The following is a 26,727-nucleotide window of genomic DNA, read 5'->3' as shown; positions in this document are numbered from 1 at the left end:
TCTATGGCTATCTTAAGATTAACCAAAAGAGCCTTGGCCGTAGCGGTATTGGCGGCAGGACTAAGTGCATGCGGCAGTGATGACGACACCATTGTTATTCAACCGGCAGATATTCTTGAATACGAAGTCACCGTATACAACGATACCTCAGCGCAACCCTTCTCACCGGTAATGGTGGGGATCCACAGTGCTACTTTAAGCTTATGGACGGTAGGTTTATCGGCGAGCGTACCTTTAGAAACTATGGCTGAAAGTGGCAACACCGCTGATTTAGCCGCCATGTTCACCGATGACCGTGTGGCGGTAACAGGGGCTGGTGTATTAATGCCGGGCAATGCCGAAACCATCATGATTAGCGCGTCAGAAAGCGTTGATATGAAGTTGTCGGTAGCCAGTATGTTGGTCAATACCAACGATGCCTTTACGGGTCTAAATGCAATGGATATTTCGGGTTTAATGGTCGGCGACAGTATGAGCTATGCTTTACCTGCGTATGATGCGGGTACCGAAGAGAATAGCGAAGCCATGGGCTCTATTCCTGGGCCTGCCGACAGTGGTGAAGGCTTTAATGCTGCACGAGACGATGTATTGAATAAAGTTTCGCGTCATCCCGGTCTAGTTACTCAAGCAGATGATTCAGAATCAGTTTTGATGGCTGAACATCGAATTGCAGGCCAAGTAGGGCGGTTAGTTATTACCCGTACCAACTAATACTGTTAGCTAAATATGCCCGTACCATGGTGCGGGCCTAGCTATTAGTGGCGGCTACTCAGCACAAGGAGCCTTTATGTCATCACGGATCTTGGTTATTGAAGACGACCACGATATTAATAATCTGATCAGCATGAACCTAAGCGATATGTTGTATCAGGTAGATAGTTGTGAAAATGGTAGCCAAGGTTTTGCCAAGGCTAGCCAAGATGATTACGACTTAATTGTGCTTGATTTAATGTTGCCTGGTATGGATGGCTTAGATATTTGTCGACAATTACGCGCTCAAAAGCTGAATACTCCGATATTAATGCTTACCGCCAGAGACTCGGAAGCCGACCGGGTGGTTGGCCTAGAAATGGGGGCCGACGATTATTTAACTAAACCTTTTAGTGTGCGCGAACTGCAAGCCAGAGTGAAAGCGATGCTGCGCCGAGTAGACATGTTGTTGCAAAGCCAGCAGCCAGCGCAACACAGTGTTATGCAGTTGCAAGATTTGAAGATTGATGTGGCTCGTCGCCAAGTATCAATTAGCGACCAAGCGGTTGAGCTTACCTCTACCGAGTTTGATTTGCTGTTTCATCTGGCTAAATCGCCGGGGCTAGTTTTTAGTCGCACCCAGTTGCTAGACCAAGTTTGGGGCTATAAACACAGTGGCTACGAACATACCGTGAACTCGCATATTAATCGCTTGCGTACTAAGTTAGAAAGCGATCCCTCTGATCCAAAGTACGTACTCACTGTGTGGGGTGTGGGGTATAAGTTTAATGATGTTTAAGTTGATTAGTTCGTTCTACAGCAAATTAATGTTGGCGGTAGTGGTGTGCTTTATTCTTGCCGGTGGCTTGTTACTGGGTTTGGCCCATCAAAGCTCTCAGCAATACCAAAATGAAATCGAACAGAAATTGCACCTGCAACTAGCCGAACACTTAGTACACGATAGCCAATTGTTTAAAGACGGTGAGTTAGACCCTAAAGGAATTAAACAAGCCTTTCACTCGATGATGATCCTTGGTCCAAGCTTTGAGTTTTATATTCTCGATACCGCCGGTAAGGTGGTCACTTATTCAGCCGATCCCAGTAAAATTAAACGTGAACAAGTCGATTTAACGCCGATACGCCAATTTATTACGGGTGATAGCGTGATGCCAATTATTGGCGATGATCCGCGTTCAAGCTCTCGCCGCAAGATTTTTTCGGTGGCAGAAATACATGAAGGGGCACAAGTTAAAGGCTATTTGTACATCATTATCGGTGGCGAGATTTACGACAGTGTGGCCGAGCTTTTACAAAGTAGCCACATAATGAAGTTAAGCCTGTTGGGTTTATTGTTTATCTTAGGGTTTAGCCTGTTAGTGGTGTTTCTCATTTTTGGTTTACTCACTAAACCGCTGCGTCGCTTAGCCAAAGATATTGATCAGTTTCAGCATGTTGGTTTAGAGAAAAGCTCTAACATTGCGGGGCACTGGCAAAATAATTCGCATGACGAAGTACAAAAGCTAGGGGCGGCGTTTAGTGATATGGCCACCACCATTAAGGGGCAATATCAAAAGGTTAAAGATACCGACCAATTACGCCGCGAGCTTATTTCTTATGTTTCTCATGATTTACGCACGCCGCTGGCATCCTTGCAGGGTTACCTTGAAACTTGGCAGCTTAAGCACCGTGATTTATCACCCGAAGAGGGCGAACAACTGATAAAAGTGGCGCTAAGCAGTGCTCGCAAAACCTCTAGCTTGGTAGAGCAATTATTTGAATTAGCCCATTTAGATAGTGACTCTGCGACCATCAATGAAGAGCCAGTAGCCATTGCCGAATTAGCGCAAGACGTGATTCAAAAACTCGCACTTGCAGCCCAGAAAAAACAGGTACTTATGCGGGTTGAGCCGCAAGACCCCTCATTATTGGCGTGTGCCGATATTCAAAAAATTGAGCGGGTATTCACTAATCTACTGGAAAACTCGATTCGCCATTGTAGTGAAGGCGATGAAATCAAGGTCGTGATTAGCCCAGTAGCGCACACTGAAAAACTGCAGATTAGCGTGAGTGATACAGGCACTGGCATTCCGGCTGATGATTTACCCTATATTTTTGATGCCCACTATCGAGCTGCTAATCGAGCTAAAGATCGCAGCTCACATGGCGGCTTAGGTTTAGCCATTGCCAAACGTATTGTGCAGTTGCACCGGTCTAGCATTAGCGTGAAATCTACCTTAGGCGAGGGCACTCGCTTTAGCTTTGATTTAGATAAGCCTATGTAGTTAATCTCAGCCTATATGGCTTGAGGCGACCAATATCCTTATGGATATTGGTCGCAGGGCTTATTGTTCAAGTAACGTTTACGCCATGTTTAACCATGATTAACTATTGCTTTACGACGCTAACCAGTAAATGGCCACTGTTATTGCTGTAAAAGCCATCTAGGTCATTAGCAAATAAACACAATTCTCCGGTGTCGCTGGCGGTATAAATCGTTTCATTGCCTATCACAAAGGCTTTGCTATCGTCTTCGTCAATATTGCCACACAAGGTGAACCACTGGGCCTTATCAGCCACAACACGTTTACGATGTTCCATCGAGGCGATGGGTATATTTTTAAAGAAGCTAAAGTGTTGTTTGGCTCTATCCCAGCCTTCACCGTCTAACTCTTTAATGGTGGAGTCGTTCCAGCGGGGGCCTTCCAGCACTTTTATTCGGTACTTATGGCCGCGTTCAACCAATACGCCACTATGGTTATTTTTACGGTGTGCGACGACTCGCGTGGTAATCGGTGTTTTTGCCATCACTAAGTTGGAGTAAAAACCTAACTCATGCACTGCAACACCGGTTGCCAAATTGGGGTTGCTCAGCCAAGGGCTAAACACTAAGTAGTGATCAACATTTTTTAATGAGTTGGGTCGATACTCTCTCATCCCTGCAATACGCTGGGCAACCGACAGGTGTACTTTAGGCGCTAACTCGGCCACTACTTTATCGTGTTGAATCACACAGCAACGACGATCATTATGCAGAAAGATGCTCGCTATATTTTGCTCTTGTTGGTGGTTAACACCAAACGGGCAAGGGTCTATTAGCAAGTCATCAAGGCCAATAGGCGCAGGTTTACCGGGGGGCAATAATGACCCATATTCAATTTGGCTTGGCGCTTTCAAGCTTATAGCTAAGTAGTCTAATTGCTCTATCCAATCCTTGGCGTAACACAAAGTAATGTCAGACAAGCCATCAAAGTTATAGCCACCGCCTACATCACTATGCGCACCACTAAACCATACCTCTTCTACTCGGTTCTCGTGGTTCATTAAGGTGGGTTGAAAGGCATCGCGTTTATCGTCGAGAGAGACTAAATGTAAGGCTTGTTTTACGGTGCTAGGCAGGGTGAAGCCGTCTTCAAATACCACTTTAGATTTGGGGCGATCATCTTGTTTAGTGTTCGGCAAGCCTATAGACGCTACCGTATCAAACACCAACTCTACGACGATTTTATCGCTGTCTTTTAAGTAGCCTTTATCCAGTAATACTTTAGCAAAGCGCCTCGCTAATGCTGCCCCACGGGAAAAACCAGTCAGCACCAGGTATTGGTGTTTGTCTGGATTATAGTGTTGCTTAAAGTCGTTAAGCGCGGCATTAATAATGGTTTTTACATCGCCTTTAGAGGGAGACAGGCCCTTGTTGATTAGCCGTTTGAAAAAGCCGCCTCGCGTGCCTACACCTTGATAGTAGAAAGAGTAACTGTCGTTTCCTAAGTTGGTTTTGCCGTTTTGTTTGGTTAGCTTACCACCTAGCATTAGGTGTAGTTTTAACACATTAGTAATACTGCAATCTTCAATCTCTTGTTTATAACCTTGGATGGCTTGGTCACCGTCTTCAGGTTCGTTACAGGTGCCATCAAAGTGAAAAAATAACAGTTTGTTCATGATGCTCTCCTTAACTTTTTTACTTATGTAGAGGGGAATAGCGGTATCAGTGCTTTGCTGGCTGTCCGAGCCCAGCGGTAAAGCGTGTTGTGAGTGAAACCTTGAACCCACCCGCAGTGTGGGTTTAGAGGGGGAGCAGTCAAGCGGCTAATAGCCGTGAAGATGATCGTTGAAACTATCGGGCAACTGCCATCAGTGCGGCAGTTTCTGGCCGACTTTTTAGCCAATAGTAGCTGCAGTTTGATTGCTTGATTCATCGCGAAGCTCAAGGTTGATTAAATCACGGTATTTTAGTGGCAAAGCACTGACTAGAGCGTAGTACAGCTAAAATTGCGGGGTGATTTAGCCCTTAAAAACCTTAGTGACAGTGTCCGCTGGCGTTTACATTGCGCTTATTGGGCTATGTGGCGCGAGGATATTATTGATGACGCATGTTGAAGATTTAGCGTGGCTCGGCAGTTTAGTTCGTCAGATATTGATATATTTATTGTTAGAGAAACGGTTACACTTAACATTGTAACCAAAATAGGTTACATTTTAAAATGTAACTAAATTGGGTTACTTTTTCAGAGGGCTAATTATGCAGCAAGTCGCAGTGCTTACCGGTGACTTGGTCGGTTCTAGTGAGCTAGACAGCCAACACTTTGCTACGCTAATACACGCCTTAAGCCGAACCTTGGCGGATCAAAGTGAACGCTACCAATGTCGCTATGAAATATTTCGTGGTGATGCATTTCAGTTGGTACTCACTAACCCAACTGTGGCGGTAGAGTGTGCGCTCAATATTCGTTTGGCACTTCGGTCTGTGCAAAGTCATGGTAAAAGCTATGATGCGCGTATTGGTATCGGCATTGGTGTGATTGACCCTTTGGCTGAGCTTATTTCACGCTCAAATGGCGAGGCTTTTGTGTTGTCTGGGCGAGGCTTAGATAGTTTAAAAAGGCACTATTTAGGGATTTTTAGTGATCGCCCTGTATTTAGTCAGCGCATGGATCTGCTCACCAAGTTTGCCGATTTACAAATTCAACAGCTCACCACCAAACAAGCGAATGCGCTGGCCCTATATTGGCATTTGCCAGAGCCTAGCCATGCAGCTCTCGCTAAGCAGCTTAATAGCTCGCGGGTTAATGCCACTAAGCTACTTAACCAGAGCCAGTATCAGCTGTTAGAAGAATATAAACAGTATTTTAAACAACTTATGGAAGAGTTTTACTATGGAACAACTGGCCCAGTTTGCCCTTAGCGTTGGCGTAGCTTACCTAGTACTTGAGTTTTATTGTTTGCCCTTGCAGTGGTCGGTAAGTATTCGCCGTGCAAAATTGGCTACACCGCGTTTATATTGGCGGGCGCTAATCATTAGCCTTACATTTGCCGCTATTGCTTGGTTTTTTGTCGGCGCTAGCAGCCAATTGCTGGTGGCCAGTATCGCCTTACTATTTGCCTCTTTTTTAATTAAGCTACTGAGTACCTATTTACCCGACACTGCGCGTTACTTTATTGGCAGCCAGTTGGCGCAAGTGCTGGTGTTTTTGCTGCTGGTGGTAGACCTTAGCCACGCTTGGCACATCGTTGAGCCGCTTCGTCAGCAGCTTATGCAGCCTAAGGTGATGGTGGTTGGGTTGGCGTATCTGATCATTTTAACTCCAACATCTAAGATACTTGCTTTAGTATTGCAGCGTTGGAGCCCTGTTACCCAGCAACCCGCACAAAACTTGCCTATGGCGGGTCAAGCAATTGGTATGGTTGAGCGTAGTTTGGTACTTACTTGTGTGCTGCTGCATCAATTTTCCGCAATAGGTTTTATAGTGGCGGCTAAATCGATTTTTCGGTTTGGCGATTTAACCGGCCAATCAGACCGACAACTGACCGAATACGTAATGTTAGGCACCTTATTAAGTGTGGCTATTAGCGTACTTACCGGCTTGGCTGCCCATGCTTTGTATCATGCGCTTGCATAAGCCTTATTTTATTATTCGCCACCACCCAATGAGACCATATCAATGAGCGATGCTTTATTAACCCAGTTAAGCCAAACCTTTGGCTTTACCAGCTTTCGTCATGGGCAAGCACCAGTGGTTGAACGTTTACTGGCGCAACGCTCCTGCTTAGCGATATTTCCCACCGGTTCGGGTAAGTCTTTGTGTTATCAGTTTACCGCCTTGCAATTGCCACACCTAACCTTGGTGGTTTCGCCCTTATTGGCCTTAATTAAAGACCAACTAGAGTTTTTGCAGTCTAAAGGGATTGCTGCTGCTAGTTTAGATTCCACCCTAAGTGCTGAGCAAAGCAAGCAGGTGATGAGCGACGTACGTAGCGGCAAAACTAAAATATTGATGGTCTCGGTCGAGCGTTTTAAAAATGAGCGATTTCGGCAATTTATTCAGTCAGTACCGATGTCGATGTTAGTGGTTGATGAGGCCCACTGTATTTCAGAATGGGGGCATAACTTTCGCCCCGATTATTTAAAGCTTCCTCAATATCGCCAAGAGCTAAACATTCCCCTCGTGTTGTTGCTAACGGCCACCGCCACTAAAAAAGTAAAATTAGATATGGCCGAGCGTTTTGCCATTGGTGAAAGCGACATTGTGCAAACGGGGTTTTATCGGTCAAATTTAGATTTAACTGTAGAGGCCTGTAGCAGCGCGCAAAGAAATCAGCGGCTAGCTAACTTCATTGGCCAACAGGTTGGCGCAGGCATTGTTTATGTCACCTTACAGCACACCGCCGAAGAGGTCGCTGCGTACTTGCAAAGCCAAGGGCTGAACGCGGTGGCCTATCATGCGGGCTTTGCCAATGAGCAGCGTCAACAAACCCAAAATGATTTTATGAACGACAAAGTGCAAGTGGTAGTGGCTACCATTGCCTTTGGCATGGGCGTAGACAAAAGCAATATTCGTTTTGTGGTTCATTATGACTTACCCAAATCGATTGAAAACTACAGCCAAGAAATCGGTCGAGCAGGGCGCGATGGCAATCGATCAAACTGCTTAACCTTAGCCAATTTAGATGGCTTAACAACCGTTGAAAACTTTGTATATGGTGATACGCCAGAACAAAGTGGTATTGAAACCTTACTAAATAATATTCGAACTGACAGTCAACTAGTAGGGAAAATAGACCAATGGGAAGTACAAATAAACAGCCTGTCTAGCCTAACTAATATTCGCCAACTACCGCTAAAAACCTTATTAGTTCAGTTAGAAATTCAAGGATTAGTTAAGCCTTTGTACGCCTATTACGCTGATTTTAGATACAAATTCTTACAAGACAAAAATGCAGTGTTAGCGCGCTTCACTGGGGAGCGTTTAGCCTTTATTCAAGCCATATTTCGCCATACACAGATGAAGAAGGTGTGGGGAACTCTTGATTTTAATGGTCTATACCATAGCTACCAAGCCGAGCGGTCACGGGTGGTTGCCGCCTTAGAGTATTTGGCTGAACAAGGCTTGATAGAATTAGAAACTAAGAAAATCACCGAAGTATATCAAGTAGAGACAGCAGGCATCGCCGATGCAAGCTTGGCTGAGCGTTTATCTAATTACTTTAATGACAACCAACAAAAAGAGATTAAACGTATTGCGCAGCTGGTGCGTTTTTTCGAATTAGACTCATGTTTAAGTTACCAATTGTCGCGTTACTTTGATGATCACAACGCCCCTCAGCAATGTGGCCACTGCAGCGTATGCCGCGGGCAAGCGGCTAAACTTAGCTATTCTAATCGCCCTATTGAGATCAATGACAGCCAATTATTAAGTGATTTACAGGCGCTAAAAGCGCAATGTGGGGGCAGCAAAACGCTGAGTCTGAGCCCAATTTTGGCGTGCCGCTTCTTAACCGGGATTACTAGCCCTTGGTCAACCAAACTTAAGTTACGCCAATTGGCGGGTTTTGGCCGTTGCGAACAACTTCCTTATGCTAATACCCTGCAGCAAGTGCAGCGTTTGTGGGGGCAATTAAGCTAGGGGCTAATGCAAAAAGTAGCGTGTTGAATGGCTGTACGCTTACAGCGAGTCACTATCAAAGCGTGCTTGCCTAGCCTCGGCTAAGGTGCAGTCGGTGATATGTATCAATTCAGCGAGGGTAATATTAGGGCTTTGGTCAATGAGTCGCTTAAGCCTCTCTTGTTTTGGCTCTTGTTGTTCTTGGTAGGCCTTTAGGTGTTCTTCAAGTTTTAGGCATAGGTAAGCCATAGCTTCTATGTCTAGCGCTTTCAGCTTGTTATTCAAGCTGATAATGGCCGGCTCTTCGCCGATCAGTTGCCAGTTTCTTGAGCGGCGAACACGCTTTATTAAACAGCCGCATTCTAGGGCCATTTGCTTTGCTATTTTAGTATTGTCGCCACCAATTCGACGAATCAAAGAGGGCAGTGGAATAGTTAAGTGCTTGTCGCTCATTCGCCGAATAGTGCACGCTCTTTGCTAAAACATCAAATACTAAGGCCTATTTGCGCTTCGCGATGGCCTCTACTTTGCCATGCTTCATGAAACGTTCCGCACGCGGGGTGCAGCGGGGGCTGGAGAACGGTAGCTCAAGCTGGAATTCAGCTGGCGCTTTGCAGATAAAGGCGGCGTTGTTGCCTAAATCATATTGAACCTTTCATGCGGGCGCCCTGATCGGCTTCCTATCTCTAAAAATGCGACCTAGCGAAAAGCGGCAGGTCGGTTGATGCTCTTTCTTTAACTTGTTGTCTACTTTGATGTTTTCTTTCAATTTTATCAATAGTCAGCGCTTACCTTTTATCTCAGGCTTTGACAAAAGACAAGCTTTGGATAAATACAGTGATTAAATGTGTCAATCTCTACCATACTGGTAGAGCAAGTTTAGCGTTAACAAGGAAGCATACAATGAGCATTCGTCGACATGGTATAACTGTAGGTATAGAGCGTGTAGAAACGCGTTTACTTGTGTCATTTCGAGCTTATGGCAAACTCACTCATCAAGACTACCAAGCAATTACTCCAATGCTTGAATCTGCCTTGGCCGAGGTGGATCACCCCCGTATTCGTGGCTTTTTTGATGCCAGCGAATTGGAAGGTTGGGAGCTACGAGCCGCTTGGGATGATTTAAAGTTAGGTTTAAAACATGGTAAAAGCTTTGAGAAAATCGCCATTCTGGGCAATCAACAGTGGTTAGAATTAGCCTCCAAAATAGGCCAATGGTTTATCGCCGGCGAAGTGAAAATATTTGAACAAGAGCAAGATGCATTGGTTTGGCTAGAGCAGTGAAAAAGTAACCAAATAGTTAAAGCTAGCGCAGTTTACGCTGGCCTTTTACCTTGCAGAGTAAACGGCCATTTTTCAGTGTGGGCTACTTAATAAGAAAGAATACCGCCATGCTCAGTACCGTGGTAATAAGAGCGTTGCGGGTGAATACCGCTAACACCGTGGCTAATATCGCCGCCAATAAATAAGGGTTAGTTAAGCCTACTGCCAGCTCACCTTCGCGCACAAATACAATGGGCGCAAAAATAGCGGTAAGCACAGCGGGTGCCGAATAGCTTAAAAATTGCAGTGCGGTCTTACTTAAACGTAAGGGAATTTTAGGCTCTAAAAACAAATAGCGGCTGGCAAATACAATGGCTGCCATGGCAAAAATACTCAACCAAATCATTGCGCCTCTCCTCGCCATTTGGCGTAAGCGGTGGCTAAACCCATTGCCAATAGCGCCGACACCAATAAGCCGCCGGGTATAGCAAACAACTCGCATACTACCGAGCTTACCAAGGCAATTAACACACATAACAAGCCTGAAGCCTGTTTTATATTGGGCACCACAATGGCAATAAAAGTGGCGGCTATGGCAAAATCTAGGCCCCAACTGTCGAGGTTTTCAATGCTTGCGCCCGCCACAATACCCACCGCCGAGGCGATGTTCCAACCGATATAAAAACTTAAGCCTCCGCCTAACGCATACCAAGGATCAAATTTTTTACCTTTGTCTTTATTGGCAATAGCGAACAACTCATCGGTCAGTAAATAGCCCAACAGTAAACGCCATTTTAAGGGTAATGGGCTTATTTTAGGGCGCATGGCCATGCTATATAAAAAGTGCCGTGAAGTGATCAATACCGTTGTGAGCAATATGCTCAGTAAACTAGCGCCTAACTTAAACATTCCAGTCGCCACTAACTGGGCGGAACCGGCGAATAAAATTGCCGACATAGCTTGGCTTTGCCATGGGCTTAAACCTGCTTCTACTGCGTATGATCCTGCTAAGATCCCCCAGGGGATTACTGCAATGGTAAGGGGTAATACGGCGAGAGTGCCCTTGGCAAAGGCTTTACCTTTGCTCGACCAAGATAAGTGGTGAATAGTGTCTGTTGGGGTCACAATGGTCCTTGAGTGAATGCTGGTAAGTGATGCTGGCCTAAGCCTGAAATTCTTTGGCGTAGCGGCCAGGCGTAATACCTAAGGCACGTTTGAAATGGCGACTTAAATGGCTTTGGTCATGAAAGCCACAATCTAGTGCTACGTCTAGCTGTTTTTGACCTTGGCGCAACAAGCGTTTAGCCAACCGTATTCGGGCTTGAATTTGATAAGCGTGCGGTGGAATACCGTACAATTTGACAAAACGTTTTGCTAAGTAACAAGGGCTAAGATTAACCAGGTTTGCCAGCTCGGTGAGTGATATATCGGCTTCAGGTTGTTCATCTAAAAACTGTTTGACCAAACTCAGGCTGTTTTTGGCAAAGCCGAGGGAAGGGCTGGCAGTGCGGCTTTTACTGTGCCGAGCCATTAATAAGCTAAGGCTAGAATAGACCATACTTTCGCGTAACAAGCGGTTGCTTGATTGCTCAAGGATTGCCATGGTATTACGCAGCGAGTTTGCTAGCACCGCATCTTGTACCACTGCTTGGTTAAAGTAGGGCGCGCCTTGCTGCTTAATGCCTAAGTCTTGGCTTAGCTGTTCAAACTGCTCGGGTGTAGGGTACATAGCTTGATACGACCAGCCGCCCTCAGAGGCTGAACAGCCGGTATGTACTTCGTCGGCGTTAACCAAAATAATGCTATTTTGCGGGGCGATATGGTTGCCGCCAGTACGGTAAAACTGTTGTGCGCCAGTTTTAATTACGCCAATGGTGTAGCCCTCGTGGCTGTGGCGCGAGAAGTGTTGCTTCTCATAGCGGGCATTTAATATCTCTATACCGCCAAGCTCTTCGGCAAGCTGATATCGTGCTTGTTCTATTGCCATATTGCTTACCTCCGTGTTAACGCTATTGATGGCTCATCATAACGTAGTTTACCCATAAGGTTTTGTACAAAATTGGCTTTTGGTCGTTTTGTTTAATCAGCCTTTAAGGTGGTTTTCTCGCCGCTTGCGGGCTGACAAACTCATTTATAGCACCTATAAATGACCACTCGCTATTTACCAAGTTATGACTGGTGGCTTTTAAAGCTTAGGTAGTCGCTCGCAAATAGATCTGACCTTAGGTCATCGATAAGTTGAAAAACCTGTTCTTCTTCAAGGCCAAAATTTAACAGCAGATCGCGGCCCCTCAATAAGGTACTTTCGATGTAGACAGAACCGGCGTATTGAACGCCGTGCTCTTTTAAGAAAAACTCATCGGCTCTGGATTTGGTTCGCGCGTAAGTTTCTAAAGAGGGGTATTTAGATAACATTAAACAAATCTTTCGCAAAGAGCCGGAATGGTCCACAGACACAAATACCGCTTTGGCTTGCTGTAGCTTTGCTCGCTCTTGAATACTGGGTTGCATTATGTCGCCATAGTGCACGTTTAAGCCTAGCTTTTTGCCGTTTTCAACGCAGCTAAATTCTGAATCAAAAGCGATGTAGGGGATTTGCGCCCTTTTAGCCAGCCTTGCCATTAGCCGGCCCACTTCATCAAGCCCAATGATGACTAATTGGCTATCATCGCTTTCAAGCGGTTTGCTCGATACAGCTTGTGTAGACTGCTCTTTTTGCAGTACCCGCTTAGCGAGATGATTACCCAATTTGTATATCCAAGGGGTAAGTACCATGCTGATGCTGGCAACCATAATCCCTAGTGCGGCATAAGCGCTATTTAGCACATTTAAACTTGCGGCAAGCCCTAGCAATACAAAGGCAAATTCTCCCACTTGGCCTAAGGCAAAAGCCGTCTTTATACTGGTGGCGTTGGTTTGGCTGTCACACCGAGCCAGCGTATAAAACACCAATAATTTAAGGCTAATCACTAGTATCAGCAAAATAACTAAGTCTTGGTAGTTGCTTAACACTAAATCGAGGTTTATCGACATGCCAACTGAGATAAAAAGCAAGCCCATTAAAATGCCTTTAAAAGGATTAATGATGTTTTCTACCGTAAAACGAAAACTAGAGTTAGATAAGCAAATCCCCAGTAAAAAAGCCCCTAAAGTAGCCGAAAGCCCAACTTCATCTACGATCCATACGGTGGCAAAAATAGACACAAAAAGGCATAACATGAAGCCTTCTTTACTATGCGCTTTGGCACTTAAGCGTAGCCCAATTGGTAGTAAATATAGCCCAATAGCTACAATGGACAGAACCACGAGAACCAGCAGCAGAGTGCTTAATAGCGCACCGTTTGATGCAGGGTTAGATTGATGGGCAAGAATAGGAAATATAGCCATGATGGGCACAATGCTGATGTCTTGCCCCATTAAATTAGTGAAGATGTTTTTGCCGTGAGAAGTATTGAGTTCATTGTTCTCTTTAAGCATGGTCATCACTACTGCGGTAGATGATTGACCAAAAATCAAACCCAGAGTAAAGCCTGTTTCCCAAGCAAAGCCTAAAATGTAACCCAATAATGAGAACACACTCGCGGTGACTAAAACTTGCCCCAAGCCCTGAATTATAAGGCTTCTCTTCATTCCCCATAGGTCGATAGGTTTAATTTCTAAACCGATAGTAAACAGGAATAATACTACGCCAAAGTCGGCAATTTGCTGAAGTAGTTCAACGTTCGTGGCGGCTACCAAGCCCGGGGTATAAGGCCCTAAGGCGATGCCGGCGATAATAAAACCTACCACTGTACCTAAACGGAGTGTTGAGGAAATCGCGATACATAAGGTGACCGTGGCGAGAACAAGCGTAGCAAATGGGAAAAAACTATCAGCTTCCATGAAAGACCTTTTTTGGGCTGCGCTAACTAACTGCTAGGGTAAACATTGTATTAGTTTAGGCGGAATAATCTACTCAAGCTTATGGTGGGATAAGACAGCAAAATAACGCATCGCGCTCACAGGTGGCTAAGCTATGGGGATGACAACAGAAAGTAAGCGAATGTGAAGCGAAAGACTAAATCAAAGGGAGCCTTAGGCGCTATAAACGTCATGACCACTCTGACCACTTATGCTATCAGTGTGGTAATGATAACTAGGGGGTTAAACGCTACACTTGCCTTTTGAGGCTAGCTTTAGTTTTGATACTTCCTTTTTCCCTGTCTCTTCATCAACTTGCTCTAATCCAGCACCGCCAACTAACACGCCAAATTTGATATATTGTTCGACGAAGTAAGATTTACCACCCTCAGTATCAAGGAGTAAATCATTAGGTGAAAACTCTGATTCAGTAGAAATTTTATGCTCGGTATTTGCTGCCACTTCATGATAGAAGAAGATGCCAGGCGCGGTTTCTCCGATACATTGGTCATCAATTAGTACATCTTTCTTCAGTGCCGCTCCCGCCATGGTGTTTCTTCGATAGACATAGATTACAGCGGTGTCCTCTGCGGGCTGACTAAAGGATAAAGCGGCTTGGTTTTTTTCACTCGACTCCATGGGTACTGAAGAACAGCCAGATAAAAAGGTGACAGTGATAGCCGCAGCCAATAACGAGTTTTTCATTTAGTTTCCTTTTTATTCACCCAAGTCACTTACTTTGTGAAGGTGCTTAATATTTTTAATGTTACTTTGGTTAATAGAGGTTAAGCATCTGATTGTAAATCGATATTTAATTTTCACAATGATGTTTTTTCACATTTTTATGATATATAAATTTTAGTAAAAAAGAGAAAACCCTAAAAACCGTATGTTTAGTGACTCGCTTTTGGGTGATCGAAAACTCAGGGCTCCTCGTTAATATTTGCGACCCAGCAAATGTAATTATGTCTTGAGAGGAAATTATAATGTTTAAGAAAATCGCAACAGTATTGTCTATCGTGGTGGCGAGTTTAGCGTTCAGTTCTATGTCTCATGCAAACCATCATGGTATGAAAAAAGACATCGTAGATGTTGCTGCCGAAAATGGTTCTTTTACCACCTTAGTGGCTGCAGTTAAAGCCGCGGGTTTAGTGGACACCCTCAAAGGTGAAGGACCGTTTACAGTGTTTGCACCAACAGACGAAGCCTTTGCCAAACTGCCTGAAGGCACTGTAGAAATGTTATTGCAGCCTGAAAATAAAGATAAATTGGTTGCTGTGCTTACTTATCACGTAGTGGCTGGAAAAGTGATGGCCGCTGATGTGGTTAACATTACTAGTGCCGCAACGGTCCAAGGGCAAGAAGTCATGGTGAAGGTTGATAATGGTAGCGTGATGATTAACGATGCCAAAGTAGTGATGGCCGATGTGAAAGCCAAAAATGGCGTGATTCACGTAGTAGATACGGTGTTACTACCTCAGTAAAAAAATGACATGTAAGGGTGTGGCTTTAAAGTCACACCCTTTTTTTGTTTAGGCCCCACGATTAGCTATCGCGGCGGGCATCTGGGTGATAATGGCTGGCGTCTCGATTAGCCATTTCTTCATAACTAGCCCATTTTTGTTGTGCCACTTGCTCTGCAATCTTAATTAAACGCTCGGCTTCTTGTGGGTTACTCTTGGCTAATATTTGGTAGCGGTTTTCTTGCTCACGGTAGTGTCTTAGCGGCAGGCTTGGCCTTAAGCTGTCTAAGGTAAAGGGGTTTTGTCCAGCTTTACGCAGTATCGGGTTATAGCGAATAAGGGGCCAGTGACCACTTAATACGGCATTTTGCTGTTGCTCTAGTCCTTTTTGCATGTCTATGCCATGGGCAATGCAATGTGAATAGGCAATGATTAATGAGGGGCCAGGGTAGGCTTCGGCTTCGCGAAAGGCCAATAGGCTTTGCTGAGGATCTGCCCCTAGGGCAATTCTTGCTACATATACATTGCCATAGGCGATGGCTTGCATAGCGACATCTTTTTTAGCCATAGTTTTACCGCCCGCAGCAAATTTGGCGACAGCGCCAAGCGGCGTAGATTTACTCATTTGTCCGCCAGTGTTGGAGTAAACTTCAGTATCCATCACCAAAATATTCACGTCTCGACCAGAGGCGAGTACATGGTCTAAGCCTCCAAAACCAATGTCGTAGGCCCAGCCATCCCCGCCCACTATCCATACCGAGCGGCGCAACAAATAGTCCAGCACCGACAGCAGCGGCTGGGCGTGTTCTTGGGCTTGAAGTTGCCGTTTAATCTTATTCAGCCGTTGCCGCTGTGCTCTTAATTGGCTCTCAAATTGTTGTGGGGCTTGCAGCACTTGTTCTACTTGCTCCTCTCCAATTTTAGTTTGCCACTGGCTTAACAGTTGCTTTGCTTGTCCCTGTTGTTGATCGGCACTAAGGCGCAGGCCTAAGCCAAATTCGGCGTTGTCTTCAAACAATGAGTTTGCCCACGCGGGGCCTTGTCCTTCGGCGTTTTTCGACCATGGGGTAGTGGGTAGATTGCCGCCATAAATAGATGAGCAACCGGTTGCGTTGGCCACTAACATTCGGTCGCCAAAGAGTTGGGTGGCTAATTTAAGATAGGGCGTTTCTCCACAGCCACGGCAAGCCCCAGAAAACTCAAACAAAGGTTCTAAGAACTGCACACCATGTACCGTAGAAAAATCAACTTTACTGCGGTCGTTAACTGGTAAGCTTTCAAAAAAGGCTAAGTTATCGCGCAGTGGCTGTTGTTGGCTGGGTTTATCTAGCATATTTAGCGCGCGCTGTTGCTGGTTACGCACTGGGCAGGCTTCAAAGCAGAGCCCGCAGCCGGTGCAGTCATCAGCATATAATTGCAAGGTGTAGCGGGTATCGGGGTAACCTCTTGCTGATAACGGGGCTGACTCAAAGCTACTGGGGGCTTGCTCCAAATACGCTTGATGGTAGAAGCGTGAGCGCAGCGCCGCGTGGGGACATACCATTACACAGTTACCACATTGAATGCAGGTTTCGCTATCCCATTGAGGAAGAGACGCTGCAATATTACGTTTTTCATATTGGCTAGATCCACTGGGCCAAGTGCCGTCGTCAGGCAGCTGTGATACCGGTATTTGATCACCCAAACCGCGGATCATTTTGGCCGTCACCGATTTAATAAAGGCGGGGGCATCGGCGCTTACTGCTGCGGCTAAACCCAACTCAGAGTCGGCTTCACCAATGGTGACTTGCCGCATTGCCGCGATGCTGGCATCGACCACTGCATGGTTGGCAGCCACCACGTTGTCGCCTTTGTTATGGTAACTTTTGCTGATGGCTTGTTTCATCGCGCTAAAGGCTTTTTCTAGCGGCATGATATGCGCTAAACCAAAAAAGCAGGCCTGCATAATGGTATTGATCCGCTGTCCCATACCGCCCGCTTTTGCGACGGCCGAGGCATCTATCGCATAGACTTTCAAAGCCTTATCAACAATGCTGCGTTGGGTATCATAGGTTAATGATTGCCACAATTGTTGGTCGTTCAGCGGGGTATTAATCAGCAATATGCCCTTGGGTTTTAGCTTATTTGCTAGCGCTATTTGCTGCAAAAACTGCGGCTGATGCACCGCCAGTAGCTCTGCTTGCTCTACCAAATAGGGGGCGTCGATTGCTTGCTGAGCAAAACGCAGGTGAGAAATAGTGGTAGAGCCGGACTTTTTAGAATCGTAAACAAAGTAACCCTGTGCGTGATAGTCCGCTTGTTGGTTAACAATTTTAATGGTGTTCTTGTTTGCGCCTACGGTGCCATCAGATCCTAAGCCATAAAATAGTGCGCTTTTTACGCCATCTTCGGGTAACACAAAGCTAGCGTCATAACTTAAACTTAAATTACTGAGGTCATCATTTATCCCCACGGTAAAACGCGTTTTGGTGTCGTTTTTGCTGAGTTCGTTAAATATCGCATCGACCATAGCGGGAGTAAACTCTTTACTGGATAAACCATAGCGGCCGCCAATGATATTAATGTGACGACGAGTGGGGTTGCCGTGAATAACTGACTCTACATCTAGTTGTAATGGCTCTGCATAAGCACCCGGTTCTTTGGTTCTATCTAACACGGCGATATGTTGTACCGATGCCGGTAACACAGCTAATAAGTGTTTGGCACTAAATGGACGGTATAAACGCACCGTGATCACGCCAATTTTTTCACCCTGTTGGCAGCGATAATCGACCAACTTTTTAACCGTAATACTGGCAGAGCCCATCACCACGATGACTCGTTCAGCATCGGTAGCGCCGTTGTAGTCAAACGGTTGGTAGTGTCGACCAGATATTTTGGCCAGTGCTAGCATGCTTTGGCTTACGATGTCTGGGGTGGCTTGATAGTAAAGATTGACACTTTCGCGCGCTTGGAAGTAGACATCGGGGTTTTGCGCAGTACCGCGAATTTTAGGTCGCTCTGGCGATAGCGCTCGCTCGCGGTGTTGCCACACCCAGTTATCATCAACCAACTCTCGGATATCTTCTGCAAACAAGGCGTTAATTTTGTTTACTTCATGCGATGTTCTGAAACCATCAAAAAAGTGCAGGAAGGGAACTCGGCTACGCAGGCTAGCAATATGCGCCACTACTGCCATATCTTGCGCTTCTTGTACTGATGCTGAAGCCAACAAAGCAAAGCCCGTTGCTCTAACCGCCATAACATCTTGATGGTCGCCAAATATCGACAAGCCTTGTGCCGCTAACGAGCGGGCCGCAACGTGAAATACGGTTGGGCTTAATTCACCGGCAATTTTGTACATATTGGGAATCATTAACATTAGGCCTTGAGAGGCGGTAAAGGTGGTCGCTAAGGCGCCACCCTGTAATGCCCCGTGCACGGTTCCGGCTGCGCCTCCTTCACTTTGCATTTCAAAGATTTCGGGAACTTGCCCCCATAAATTGACCAAACCTTGGTTGGCCCATTCATCGGCTAGTTCGGCCATGGTGGAGGAGGGGGTAATTGGGTAGATGGCGCACACTTCACTGAATAAGTAGGCGATGCGGGCTGCCGCTTCGTTGCCGTCTAGGGTTAGCATGCTAGTTGTCATTGTTGGTTCTCCACTACATCAGTCATGGTCATTGCACCACAGGGACATTGATTCACGCAGGCTTCACAACCGGTGCAGGTTTGGTAATCAATGGCATAACCTAAGCCCTTACCTTGTTTGCTAATGGAACGTTGTGGGCAGGCGCCATAACAACTGTCACATTCAAAACAATTACCGCAGGAGTAACAGCGTTGTGCTTCAAAGTGGGCTTGTTCGGCGTTAAGGCCTTGGGTGACTTCACTAAAATCATCAACCCGTTGCTGGGCTGCCAATTGGTGTTCGGCTGATGCTGGCGCATCTATTTGATACCAAAGGTGTAGTTTATCGGCTTTGATAATCTCAGGTTTATGCTTAGATGGTTGATTTTTGAGAGAATTTTCTTGAACAAACTGGCCTTGTTCCGATAACTTTGTCCCGGACAAACCTGGCTCGGTCAACCAATGATTAATGCAGCGGGCGGCTTTTTTACCGTGCCCCGTTGCCATGGTAACGGTACGCTGTGAGGGCACCATGTCGCCACCGGCAAAAATCCCTTCTGCGCCAGTCATCATCTGCGCGTTCACTACCACTACACCATCGTGATAGCGGATTTCAGCAATGTTATCTAGCAAGCTGGCATCTACCTCTTGCCCTATGGCTAAAATTAGGCTGTCGGCCTCTAGGGTTTCAAGCTTACCTGTGGGTTGGGGACGCCCTTGTTCATCCAATTCCATCTTTTCTACGGTGATCTGCTGGTTTGAGAAGTCTTTAATGGTGCGTAGCCAATTAATTTGCACGCCTTCTTCAATCGCTTCATAGGCTTCAAATTGATGAGCGGGCATATTAGCTAAATCACGGCGGTAGATGATTATCGGTTCTGCGCCGAGGCGCTTCGCGCTGCGGGCAGCATCCATGGCGGTATTACCACCACCATAAATGGCGACTCTGCGGCCTAAGTTTAGTGGGGTGCCTTGTTCAATGGCTTCTAGGTAGCTGACTGCATCTATAATTTTACTGGCTTGTTGGGCAGGAATATCAGTCTTTTTGCTTAGGTGGGCTCCAATAGCGACAAAAGCGGCATCAAATCCGCCTTGCTGTTTTTCTTCCAGTAGATTGTTTACATTGTGATTAAGGGTAATGGTTACGCCCATTCTGACTAAACGATAAATTTCGCCGTCTAGAATATCTCTTGGTAAGCGATAGGCTGGAATACCAAAGCGCAGCATACCTCCGGCGCTGCTGCCAGCATCTCTAATTTCTACGCTATGGCCTAGACGACATAAATGGTAAGCGGCGGATAAACCGCTGGGGCCTGCACCCACTACCAGTACTTTTTTGCCCGAACTCGGTTTATCGTGCTCTGGTACCCAGCCTTCTTGTAAGGCTAAATCACCTAAGTAGCGCTCGATAGCATGCACTGATACGGCTTGGTCTACTTCGCTGCGGTTACAGGCCGTTTCGCAAGGGTGATAACACACTCGCCCGTGCACGGCGGGGAAGGGATTGTCCTTAACCAGAATTTGCCATGCTTGTTTAAACTCGCCCTGTTGCGCCAAAGATAACCAGGCTTGGATATTTTCACCCGCAGGGCAAGCTGCATTACAAGGGGGAAGCAAGGATTGATAGATTGGCAGGTGACCAGCAATGGCGCCAGTACCGTGACTTTGGGTAAGGTCGGGGGGGGTAGACAGATCAACCGGTTTTGCTTTCATAGCGCGTCCTTAATCTTTGGGCATAGCTTGGCTGTGAGTAAATGCGCTGGCGCGCGATTCACAGTCAAAGCGTTGTTATGCCAAGGTGTTTGGAGCTTAACGGTTCAGCACCCAAACCAAATCATAAGAAAAGCAAACTACTAAAAATTTAGCATTGTTGCTCAATTTGCTGGGCGATTTAGATCAATGTTTAACCACTTATGTTAACTTGAGATCACAGTTATGAGAGCGACACCTTCCAACTATAATCGCGCGGGTGTGGCGCTGTATACAGCCAAAGTACTACCAATAGTTTTAGGCATTGGCAGCGTTTTTTGGCTTATCTAAGTGGTCATCATTGGCGGTTCATCGCTCTAGCGGCCGGTGATTAGCTCATCACCAAGCTGTCGGATGAGGATGTCGCTACTAAGGGCCGATGGTTTTGTGGTTGTGCTTCTATACATAGTTTACTCAGTTCAGCGCATAGCCAATAGTACTGGTACTTGGTGGCGTTAATACTTTGCTCGGCGATGAACAAATATTGCGATACAGGTGTGCTTGGCGAGTAATCTAATGTGCCGCCACTCCAGCTTTCGATAAACTCTGCGAGATTAGGGTATTTGGGATTGGCTAAGAGGATGTTTTTAGCCTCTTTAGACAAATGGTTCACTTCTAGGGCGCAACGCTTAGTTTGTTCAAACAGTCTTGATTGAATTTTTGATTGCCATTCTTCCTCTACATTTAATAGGGTTTCTAAAATAAAGTGATAGCGCTCTAGGTTGTTAATGATAGGTTCTAGTTTTACCATGCCCTGCAAGGCACTTAATAGGCTATCAAGCCGGGTCGCTTGCTGGTGAGGCATAAATGAACGCGACAGAAAAACACGATGATGCAATAGCTTATCAAAGTGCTTCAACTCGTTTTGCATCTGCTTAATGCTAGCGGTTGATTGGCTAATGAGATTGGTAATGTCAATGCGACTATTAGCGGCTAAATCAAAGTCTTTTGGGTCTACATTAAGGTTTGCCTCATAGTAAACTTTTACCAGCGAACTTAGCCTTAAGGTGTCTAACTGCTTAAAGTATTTATCTTCTTGCGCTTTAATCAGAGCGTGTTGGCTGTCTATTTGTTTTATACAGTCTGCTAAATCATTAGGTTTATTATCCACCAAGGTTGAAAGATGGAAAAAGCGGCCACTGTATATGTCACCAAAAAACGCTTTTAAGTGCTCAGCTGTTTGCTGTTTATGCTGTTCATTTTCAATCAGTTGGTCGTTGTTAACCATATGATTGCTGGGTTTTTTGATCCCTTGGATAGTGTAGAAAAAGGCACTGACAGACTCACATAAAGTGTCTATTTCTGTGATTAACTGGTCTGCTGGTAACTCACAACTAAAAATACCTTTGTCGTTACGCCGAGTGACAAATTTAATTCTATCTAAATCTGTTGGGTGGCTATCCCATGGGGTACTTTCTCCCCGATTGATTTGCTGTTCAATTTTACTGAGCTGCTCAGCGCTGGTTTGTTTGGCTAGATTAGCAATGGCTAAGGGGATATTAATCAGCAATTTGTTGTCGTTCCAAGCGAGCTTATTGATGTCTGCTATTTTTTGACTCGCTAGCGCGAGTTTGCGGAGTTCAATGGCTGTTTTTTCAAATTGCTCACTGCCAACAAAACGGCTCTCATAGCTGTCAGCATCAAACTCCATCGCTCTAGACATATATTGAGTTAAGCGGAAGTTAAGTTTAAATAGCGCACTAAAAATGAAACGAGTAAGGCCAATAGAGGTTTGGGCAGCAAAGATGGCTATATTCATCATCAATGGCATGTGCTCTTGTTCAGCCCATTTCTCTAGCCTTATGTCCCATTCGTCTGGCTCGTAAGCTCTGCTTTGAAACCAAGTATTTACAGTATGTACAATATAGCGAGTTTGCATCGCTTGAGATTGAGCGAAATGGCCAAACTCATGCGCCAAAATACCGCTGAGTTGCCGCATGTTCATACCGGTAAGTAAGGGCAAGCCTATGGTTAAACGTAGTTGGCCTCTTCGTAAACTGAGTAAACCATCGAGGCCGCCCGCAGAGGCGTTTACTTCAGTATCTAAGCAAATCTCGGCGGGTCGAGGTACCGATAATTTATCGCACATTACATAAACCAAGTTAAAAAGAGCGGGGGCTCTTTTGGCTTGTAGGCGATAACGTTTAGGTTCTTGATAACGCGCAAATAAGGGTTTTAGTAAGAATAGGAAAAGTACACTAACGATGAAATAGGGAACGATGAGTAGTAGTTTGCTGAAAAGCCCTCCTGACATATCGCCGATGTTGTTTACTAATACTGAAAAGTAAAAGATAGAAAAGGTAATTAAACCCAACAACATGGCCAAATAGATAAGCGGCGTAATCATTGTTACGAGCACGGTGCATATCAATCCGAAACGATATTCGCGGCTAACACTTGAACGTGGAAAGTCCCCGTTTAGCAGTTTCACAAAATCAGCTTTTAGTTTTGGGGATGGTTTATGCGCGTTGTTCGTGGCTTGCTCTTGATGGTCGATAGGGCGAGTTTGTGGAGTGGCCACTTCTCTGATCGCTACGCGCAAGCCATATTCGGTAAACACCTCGGATAAGCCTCTAGCTAAACTTAAAGACAGGTTTTCTTTAAGTACGTTTCCTTCTTGAAGATATTTTTGGGCAGCCGAAGGGGTAATATCTAAGGCCTTACAGAGTTTATCTACCAAGTGGTGGTCACGACTATTGCTATTCTGTGCTCCTAAACTCACTAATTCATACTTAGCCACTAACATTTCCTTATGTCATTAGTGATGCTTTTATCGCTAGGATTCTTGCAAATAAACCGCATTTATTCAAAGGTTTATCATTTTATTTGTGCCTCATAGCGCAAATAAAAAATATTAAATGTGGTGGTTTTATGGTGGTTTGAAGCGCGTGCTGAAAACCTACTGACAGTATGCTGTCAGTAGGGGGGCTTTATAGTGATTCTACCTACCAGCCAAGGGGGCTTAAGTAGGATTAGCAAGGAGATAGTTATGTTAGCTGTAGCACCGTTAGTATGGGGCGAAATTGCCGTCAGTGATATGGACCGCGCCCTCGCGTTTTACGCAGAGCACTTTAACTTACACTTTCGTCGCGAGAATATGGGCGATATGGACATGGCGATACTAGAAACGGAAGATCCAGAAGCCGCCAGCATTGGCTTATGTAAACATGAAATGATGAAGCCTAGCCTAGATGGCAGCACGGTATATTTGCACTTAAGTGAAAAACTCAGTCCCTTAGTCAATAAGATCAGCGATGCGGGGGTGCAAATGTTGTTACCCCTTACCGCCATTAAAGACGGCGAGCATGGGTACATTGCGTTATTTGTTGACAGTGAAGGCAATAAAGTGGGTTTGTGGTCTAAATTTCAGTAGACGTTGTCATCGAATAGCGATAAACAAATGCGGCGTAATATTTAGCTAGCCCAGCGTGTTGTGCTGGGCTAGTGTTGCTACTGTAGATAATTTAGGGAATAGCATGAGACGGGCAGACAGGCTTTTTCAAATAGTACAAATTCTGCGGATGCGGCGTTTAACTACTGCCCAAGATTTAGCCGAGCGCTTAGAAGTGTCTACTCGGACCATTTACCGCGACATTCAAGATTTATGCTTAAGCGGTATTCCAATAGAAGGAGAAGCAGGGGTCGGCTATTTGCTGCGCCAAGAAGTTAACGTACCCCCATTAATGTTTAACGAACAAGAACTTGAAGCGATACAAATAGGGATGCGTATGGTGCAAACCTGGGCAGGCAAAGAGATATCGTCAGCGGCTAAACAAGCGATGATAAAAGTTGAAGCGGTCTTACCTAAACGCTTACAAGCCTACCAATCACTAATGTTTGCTCCCGATTTTTACATCGACAGAGATGAATTCAAATATCTCGACGCTTTACGTATTGCCGCCCAGCAGCGCGAGTACTTGGAAGTGGCCTATCAAGATGCCAAAGCGGATTGCAGCAAACGGGTTATTCGACCACTGGCCATTTACTTCTGGCGCGGCACTTGGACATTATTGGCGTGGTGTGAACTTCGTGATGACTTCCGCAATTTTCGAGTAGACCGAATTACTCAGCTCACTCATCTAGAGCGGGTGTTTAGCCATACACCTGGTAAAGAGTTAGACGACTTTGTTGAAAAAATGGAGCAGCAAAAAGGCGAATAGCGCCAAACATCATTGACTTGGAGATTATTGCGCTTAGTCACTATTTTTAACAAAACTATCAATTTAATTTCCATCTTGCTGAATCATCGATAAACTACTGATGAATATAACAACATTGCCAGCAAAGCAATGACTACCCCAATCATCAGCCTCTTCAAACCTCTGGCTGTATGAGTTTGAGCAAATGGAGTTGAAACATGGCTAAACAATTTTGCACTCAGTGCAGTCAAGATACTGAACATAAAGAGATCATTAAACAGAAACCGTCTAAGTATGGCAGCAGTAAAATGGAGCAGTTTAAAGCCTTTATGGAAGGCTTTTTTGGCGGAACAGCCAGTGCGGTAGGGGCTTCACTCGATTTGATGGATAGATATGTAGAGTGCCAACAATGCGGGTATCGCACACTTGAAAATCATGGTGATGAGTTTCAGTGAGACTCAATGTAACTTGTTTGCGGCTAGTCAGCGGTAGACTGAATGATAAATATTTTTTAAGTCATTAATATAGGGATATAACAATGGAAGTAGGTGTATTTGAGCGCACAGAAACCACCGATAAACTAATCAGTGCTTCACTTTACAATTTTGTCATTGGGGCTACTTTGGTGTGGGGTTTTTTTGTCAATTGGCTAATGGTATTAAATATTCCCGCTGAATCCATCGCGGCGGTCAATCCTATTATCTTTTTTGTGGGCTACTTGGCGTCATGTTTCTTTGGCATCTACCTATTTAGCAAATCTGACAATCCTTTAGTGAGTTTTATTGGCTACAACTTTGTGGTTGTGCCGTTCGGTTTGATCATTAACCTGGTGGTGAGTCGCTACAATCCAGATATCGTGTTAGAAGCGATACGAGTGACCGGATTGGTGACCTTTGTGATGATGTTACTTGGGTCGATGTATCCTGCGTTCTTTAAAAAAATCAGTGGTGCTTTAACCATCGCCTTATTATGTGTGATTGTGGTGGAGTTGGTCGAGATCTTCATTTTTAATACTCACCACGGTATTTTGGATTGGATCGTCGCGTTAATTTTCTGTGGTTATATTGGTTATGATTGGGCAAGAGCAAATGCGATACCTAAAACCTATGATAACGCGGTAGACAGCGCTGCTGCCTTATATATGGATATCATTAATCTGTTTTTACGTATATTGCGTATTTTAGGCAGAAGGTAGTCTTCTTGAATATTCCGTCTAGTGCGCTTGATTCACTGATCTAATAGAGGAATATCTTGATGAACAAGGTAGCAATAGTTACCGGTGCGGGCAGAGGTATAGGGGCTGCAACGGCTATTCAATTGGCTAAACAAGGCTATTCGCTATGTATTAATTATCTAGCGGATGAGCAATCAGCCTTGGCGGTGGTATCGCAAATTGAAGGTGCTGGCGGTAAGGCCATAGCGGTCAGGGCTGATGTATCAGAAGAGGAGCAAGTACTCAGACTTTTTCAGATCGTAGACCAACAGCTAGGGGCTATAGATTTGCTAATTAATAACGCCGGAGTGCTATTTGCTCAAACGGATATTGAGGCCATGACCGCTGAAAGAATTAACCGAACATTAAAAACCAATGTTACAGGCTATTTCCTTTGCTGTCGCGAGGCGGTTAAGCGCATGTCTTATAAACATCGAGGCAAGGGCGGGGTGATTGTTAATGTGTCTTCGGCCGCTTCACGAATTGGCTCTGCCCATGAATATATCGATTATGCCGCTTCAAAAGGGGCTGTTGATACCTTAACAATTGGCTTAGCGATGGAAGTGGCAGAGCAGGGCATTCGAGTCAACGGCGTAAGACCAGGCTTAATCTATACCCAAATGCATGCGAGTGGTGGTGAACCTAATCGGGTAGACCGCCTAAAAGCGCAGCTACCCTTAAAGCGCGGCGGTACCCCTGAGGATGTAGCCGAAGCGATTGTTTGGTTATCATCTGACAAATCTAGCTATACGACAGGGGCCTTTATTGATGTTTCGGGCGGCAGGTAAGCTATGACTTATCATCTCCTCTTTTTGCCCACCATT

General features: G+C 45.3%; 23 protein-coding genes. 13 read left to right on the top strand and 10 right to left on the bottom strand.

Annotation, left to right across the window (positions count from 1 at the left end; translation table 11 throughout):
* Positions 1-3: 3 nt before the first annotated feature.
* The 3 genes from M0C34_RS13700 (at position 4) to M0C34_RS13690 (ending at position 2,972) form a co-directional block, all read left to right on the top strand.
* Positions 4-711 carry a spondin domain-containing protein gene (locus M0C34_RS13700; protein ID WP_248712248.1) on the top strand — a complete coding sequence of 236 codons (708 nt, stop codon included), beginning with the start codon at positions 4-6 and terminating at the stop codon, positions 709-711.
* 76 nt (positions 712-787) lie between these two features.
* Positions 788-1,489 carry a response regulator transcription factor gene (locus tag M0C34_RS13695; RefSeq protein WP_248712247.1) on the top strand — a complete coding sequence of 234 codons (702 nt, stop codon included), beginning with the start codon at positions 788-790 and terminating at the stop codon, positions 1,487-1,489.
* Positions 1,479-2,972 (top strand): sensor histidine kinase, encoded by a 1,494-nt coding sequence (locus M0C34_RS13690; RefSeq protein WP_248712246.1) that lies wholly within the window; start codon positions 1,479-1,481, stop codon positions 2,970-2,972. The genes M0C34_RS13695 and M0C34_RS13690 overlap by 11 nt, the downstream gene beginning before the upstream one ends.
* Before the next feature lie 103 nt (positions 2,973-3,075).
* Here M0C34_RS13690 and M0C34_RS13685 read toward each other — a convergent pair whose 3' ends face one another.
* The gene (locus tag M0C34_RS13685; protein ID WP_248712245.1) at positions 3,076-4,626 is read right to left on the bottom strand and encodes a phospholipase effector Tle1 domain-containing protein; all 1,551 of its coding nucleotides are present in this window, start codon (positions 4,624-4,626) and stop codon (positions 3,076-3,078) included.
* A 580-nt stretch (positions 4,627-5,206) separates the two neighbouring features.
* Here M0C34_RS13685 and M0C34_RS13680 point away from each other — a divergent pair.
* Genes M0C34_RS13680 through M0C34_RS13670 form a run of 3 tightly spaced genes read left to right on the top strand, consistent with a single transcriptional unit; the run spans position 5,207 to position 8,588 of the window.
* Positions 5,207-5,869 (top strand): nucleotidyl cyclase domain-containing protein, encoded by a 663-nt coding sequence (locus M0C34_RS13680; RefSeq protein WP_248712244.1) that lies wholly within the window; start codon positions 5,207-5,209, stop codon positions 5,867-5,869.
* Positions 5,841-6,584 (top strand): hypothetical protein, encoded by a 744-nt coding sequence (locus tag M0C34_RS13675; RefSeq protein ID WP_248712243.1) that lies wholly within the window; start codon positions 5,841-5,843, stop codon positions 6,582-6,584. The genes M0C34_RS13680 and M0C34_RS13675 overlap by 29 nt, the downstream gene beginning before the upstream one ends.
* A 42-nt stretch (positions 6,585-6,626) precedes the next feature.
* The gene (locus M0C34_RS13670; RefSeq protein WP_248712242.1) at positions 6,627-8,588 is read left to right on the top strand and encodes a RecQ family ATP-dependent DNA helicase; all 1,962 of its coding nucleotides are present in this window, start codon (positions 6,627-6,629) and stop codon (positions 8,586-8,588) included.
* A gap of 39 nt (positions 8,589-8,627) precedes the next feature.
* Here the strand turns inward: M0C34_RS13670 and M0C34_RS13665 are convergent, their stop codons facing one another.
* Positions 8,628-9,020 (bottom strand): ribosome recycling factor family protein, encoded by a 393-nt coding sequence (locus M0C34_RS13665; RefSeq protein ID WP_248712241.1) that lies wholly within the window; start codon positions 9,018-9,020, stop codon positions 8,628-8,630.
* A gap of 450 nt (positions 9,021-9,470) precedes the next feature.
* Here M0C34_RS13665 and M0C34_RS13660 point away from each other — a divergent pair, with 450 nt between their 5' ends.
* The gene (locus M0C34_RS13660; RefSeq protein WP_248712240.1) at positions 9,471-9,851 is read left to right on the top strand and encodes a SpoIIAA family protein; all 381 of its coding nucleotides are present in this window, start codon (positions 9,471-9,473) and stop codon (positions 9,849-9,851) included.
* Positions 9,852-9,933: 82 nt separating this feature from the next.
* On the opposite strand, the gene M0C34_RS13655 is transcribed toward M0C34_RS13660, so the two are convergent.
* The 5 genes from M0C34_RS13655 to M0C34_RS13635 form a co-directional block, all read right to left on the bottom strand.
* Complete coding sequence (locus M0C34_RS13655; protein ID WP_248712239.1) at positions 9,934-10,236, bottom strand: AzlD domain-containing protein; 303 nt, start codon at positions 10,234-10,236, stop codon at positions 9,934-9,936.
* Complete coding sequence (locus tag M0C34_RS13650; protein ID WP_248712238.1) at positions 10,233-10,955, bottom strand: AzlC family ABC transporter permease; 723 nt, start codon at positions 10,953-10,955, stop codon at positions 10,233-10,235. Before M0C34_RS13650 ends, M0C34_RS13655 begins: the two co-directional genes overlap by 4 nt.
* A 37-nt stretch (positions 10,956-10,992) precedes the next feature.
* Entirely contained in the window at positions 10,993-11,817 is an 825-nt protein-coding gene (locus M0C34_RS13645; protein WP_248712237.1) for an AraC family transcriptional regulator, read from the bottom strand.
* Positions 11,818-11,999: 182 nt separating this feature from the next.
* Entirely contained in the window at positions 12,000-13,712 is a 1,713-nt protein-coding gene (locus tag M0C34_RS13640) for a cation:proton antiporter domain-containing protein (RefSeq protein ID WP_248712236.1), read from the bottom strand.
* 261 nt (positions 13,713-13,973) lie between these two features.
* Positions 13,974-14,435 (bottom strand): DUF2846 domain-containing protein, encoded by a 462-nt coding sequence (locus M0C34_RS13635; RefSeq protein ID WP_248712235.1) that lies wholly within the window; start codon positions 14,433-14,435, stop codon positions 13,974-13,976.
* A gap of 281 nt (positions 14,436-14,716) precedes the next feature.
* Between M0C34_RS13635 and M0C34_RS13630 the strand changes: the two genes are divergently transcribed.
* Entirely contained in the window at positions 14,717-15,214 is a 498-nt protein-coding gene (locus tag M0C34_RS13630) for a fasciclin domain-containing protein (RefSeq protein ID WP_248712234.1), read from the top strand.
* A 61-nt stretch (positions 15,215-15,275) separates the two neighbouring features.
* Here the strand turns inward: M0C34_RS13630 and nifJ are convergent, their stop codons facing one another.
* The 3 genes from nifJ to M0C34_RS13615 form a co-directional block, all read right to left on the bottom strand.
* Positions 15,276-18,824, bottom strand: a complete 3,549-nt coding sequence (gene nifJ, locus M0C34_RS13625; RefSeq protein ID WP_248712233.1) for a pyruvate:ferredoxin (flavodoxin) oxidoreductase — start codon at positions 18,822-18,824, stop codon at positions 15,276-15,278.
* Positions 18,821-20,515, bottom strand: a complete 1,695-nt coding sequence (locus tag M0C34_RS13620) for an NAD(P)-binding protein (protein WP_248712232.1) — start codon at positions 20,513-20,515, stop codon at positions 18,821-18,823. Before M0C34_RS13620 ends, nifJ begins: the two co-directional genes overlap by 4 nt.
* A 367-nt stretch (positions 20,516-20,882) precedes the next feature.
* Entirely contained in the window at positions 20,883-23,291 is a 2,409-nt protein-coding gene (locus tag M0C34_RS13615; protein ID WP_248712231.1) for a M48 family metallopeptidase, read from the bottom strand.
* Between the two features lie 249 nt (positions 23,292-23,540).
* Between M0C34_RS13615 and M0C34_RS13610 the strand changes: the two genes are divergently transcribed.
* From M0C34_RS13610 to M0C34_RS13590, 5 genes are all read left to right on the top strand, one after another.
* On the top strand, positions 23,541-23,924 hold the full coding sequence (locus M0C34_RS13610; RefSeq protein ID WP_248712230.1) for a VOC family protein: 384 nt from the start codon (positions 23,541-23,543) through the stop codon (positions 23,922-23,924).
* Between the two features lie 103 nt (positions 23,925-24,027).
* Entirely contained in the window at positions 24,028-24,711 is a 684-nt protein-coding gene (locus M0C34_RS13605; protein WP_248712229.1) for a helix-turn-helix transcriptional regulator, read from the top strand.
* A gap of 197 nt (positions 24,712-24,908) precedes the next feature.
* Entirely contained in the window at positions 24,909-25,145 is a 237-nt protein-coding gene (locus M0C34_RS13600; protein ID WP_248712228.1) for a hypothetical protein, read from the top strand.
* Positions 25,146-25,228: 83 nt separating this feature from the next.
* The gene (locus tag M0C34_RS13595) at positions 25,229-25,885 is read left to right on the top strand and encodes a Bax inhibitor-1 family protein (protein WP_248712227.1); all 657 of its coding nucleotides are present in this window, start codon (positions 25,229-25,231) and stop codon (positions 25,883-25,885) included.
* Positions 25,886-25,944: 59 nt separating this feature from the next.
* A complete protein-coding gene (locus M0C34_RS13590; protein ID WP_248712226.1) occupies positions 25,945-26,691 on the top strand; it encodes an SDR family oxidoreductase in 747 nt (248 codons plus the stop codon).
* Positions 26,692-26,727: the final 36 nt, after the last annotated feature.

The sequence above is a fragment of the Agarivorans sp. TSD2052 genome (assembly GCF_023238625.1).
Classification (GTDB): Bacteria; Pseudomonadota; Gammaproteobacteria; order Enterobacterales; family Celerinatantimonadaceae; genus Agarivorans.
This window is presented reverse-complemented; position numbering and strand designations above follow the sequence as displayed.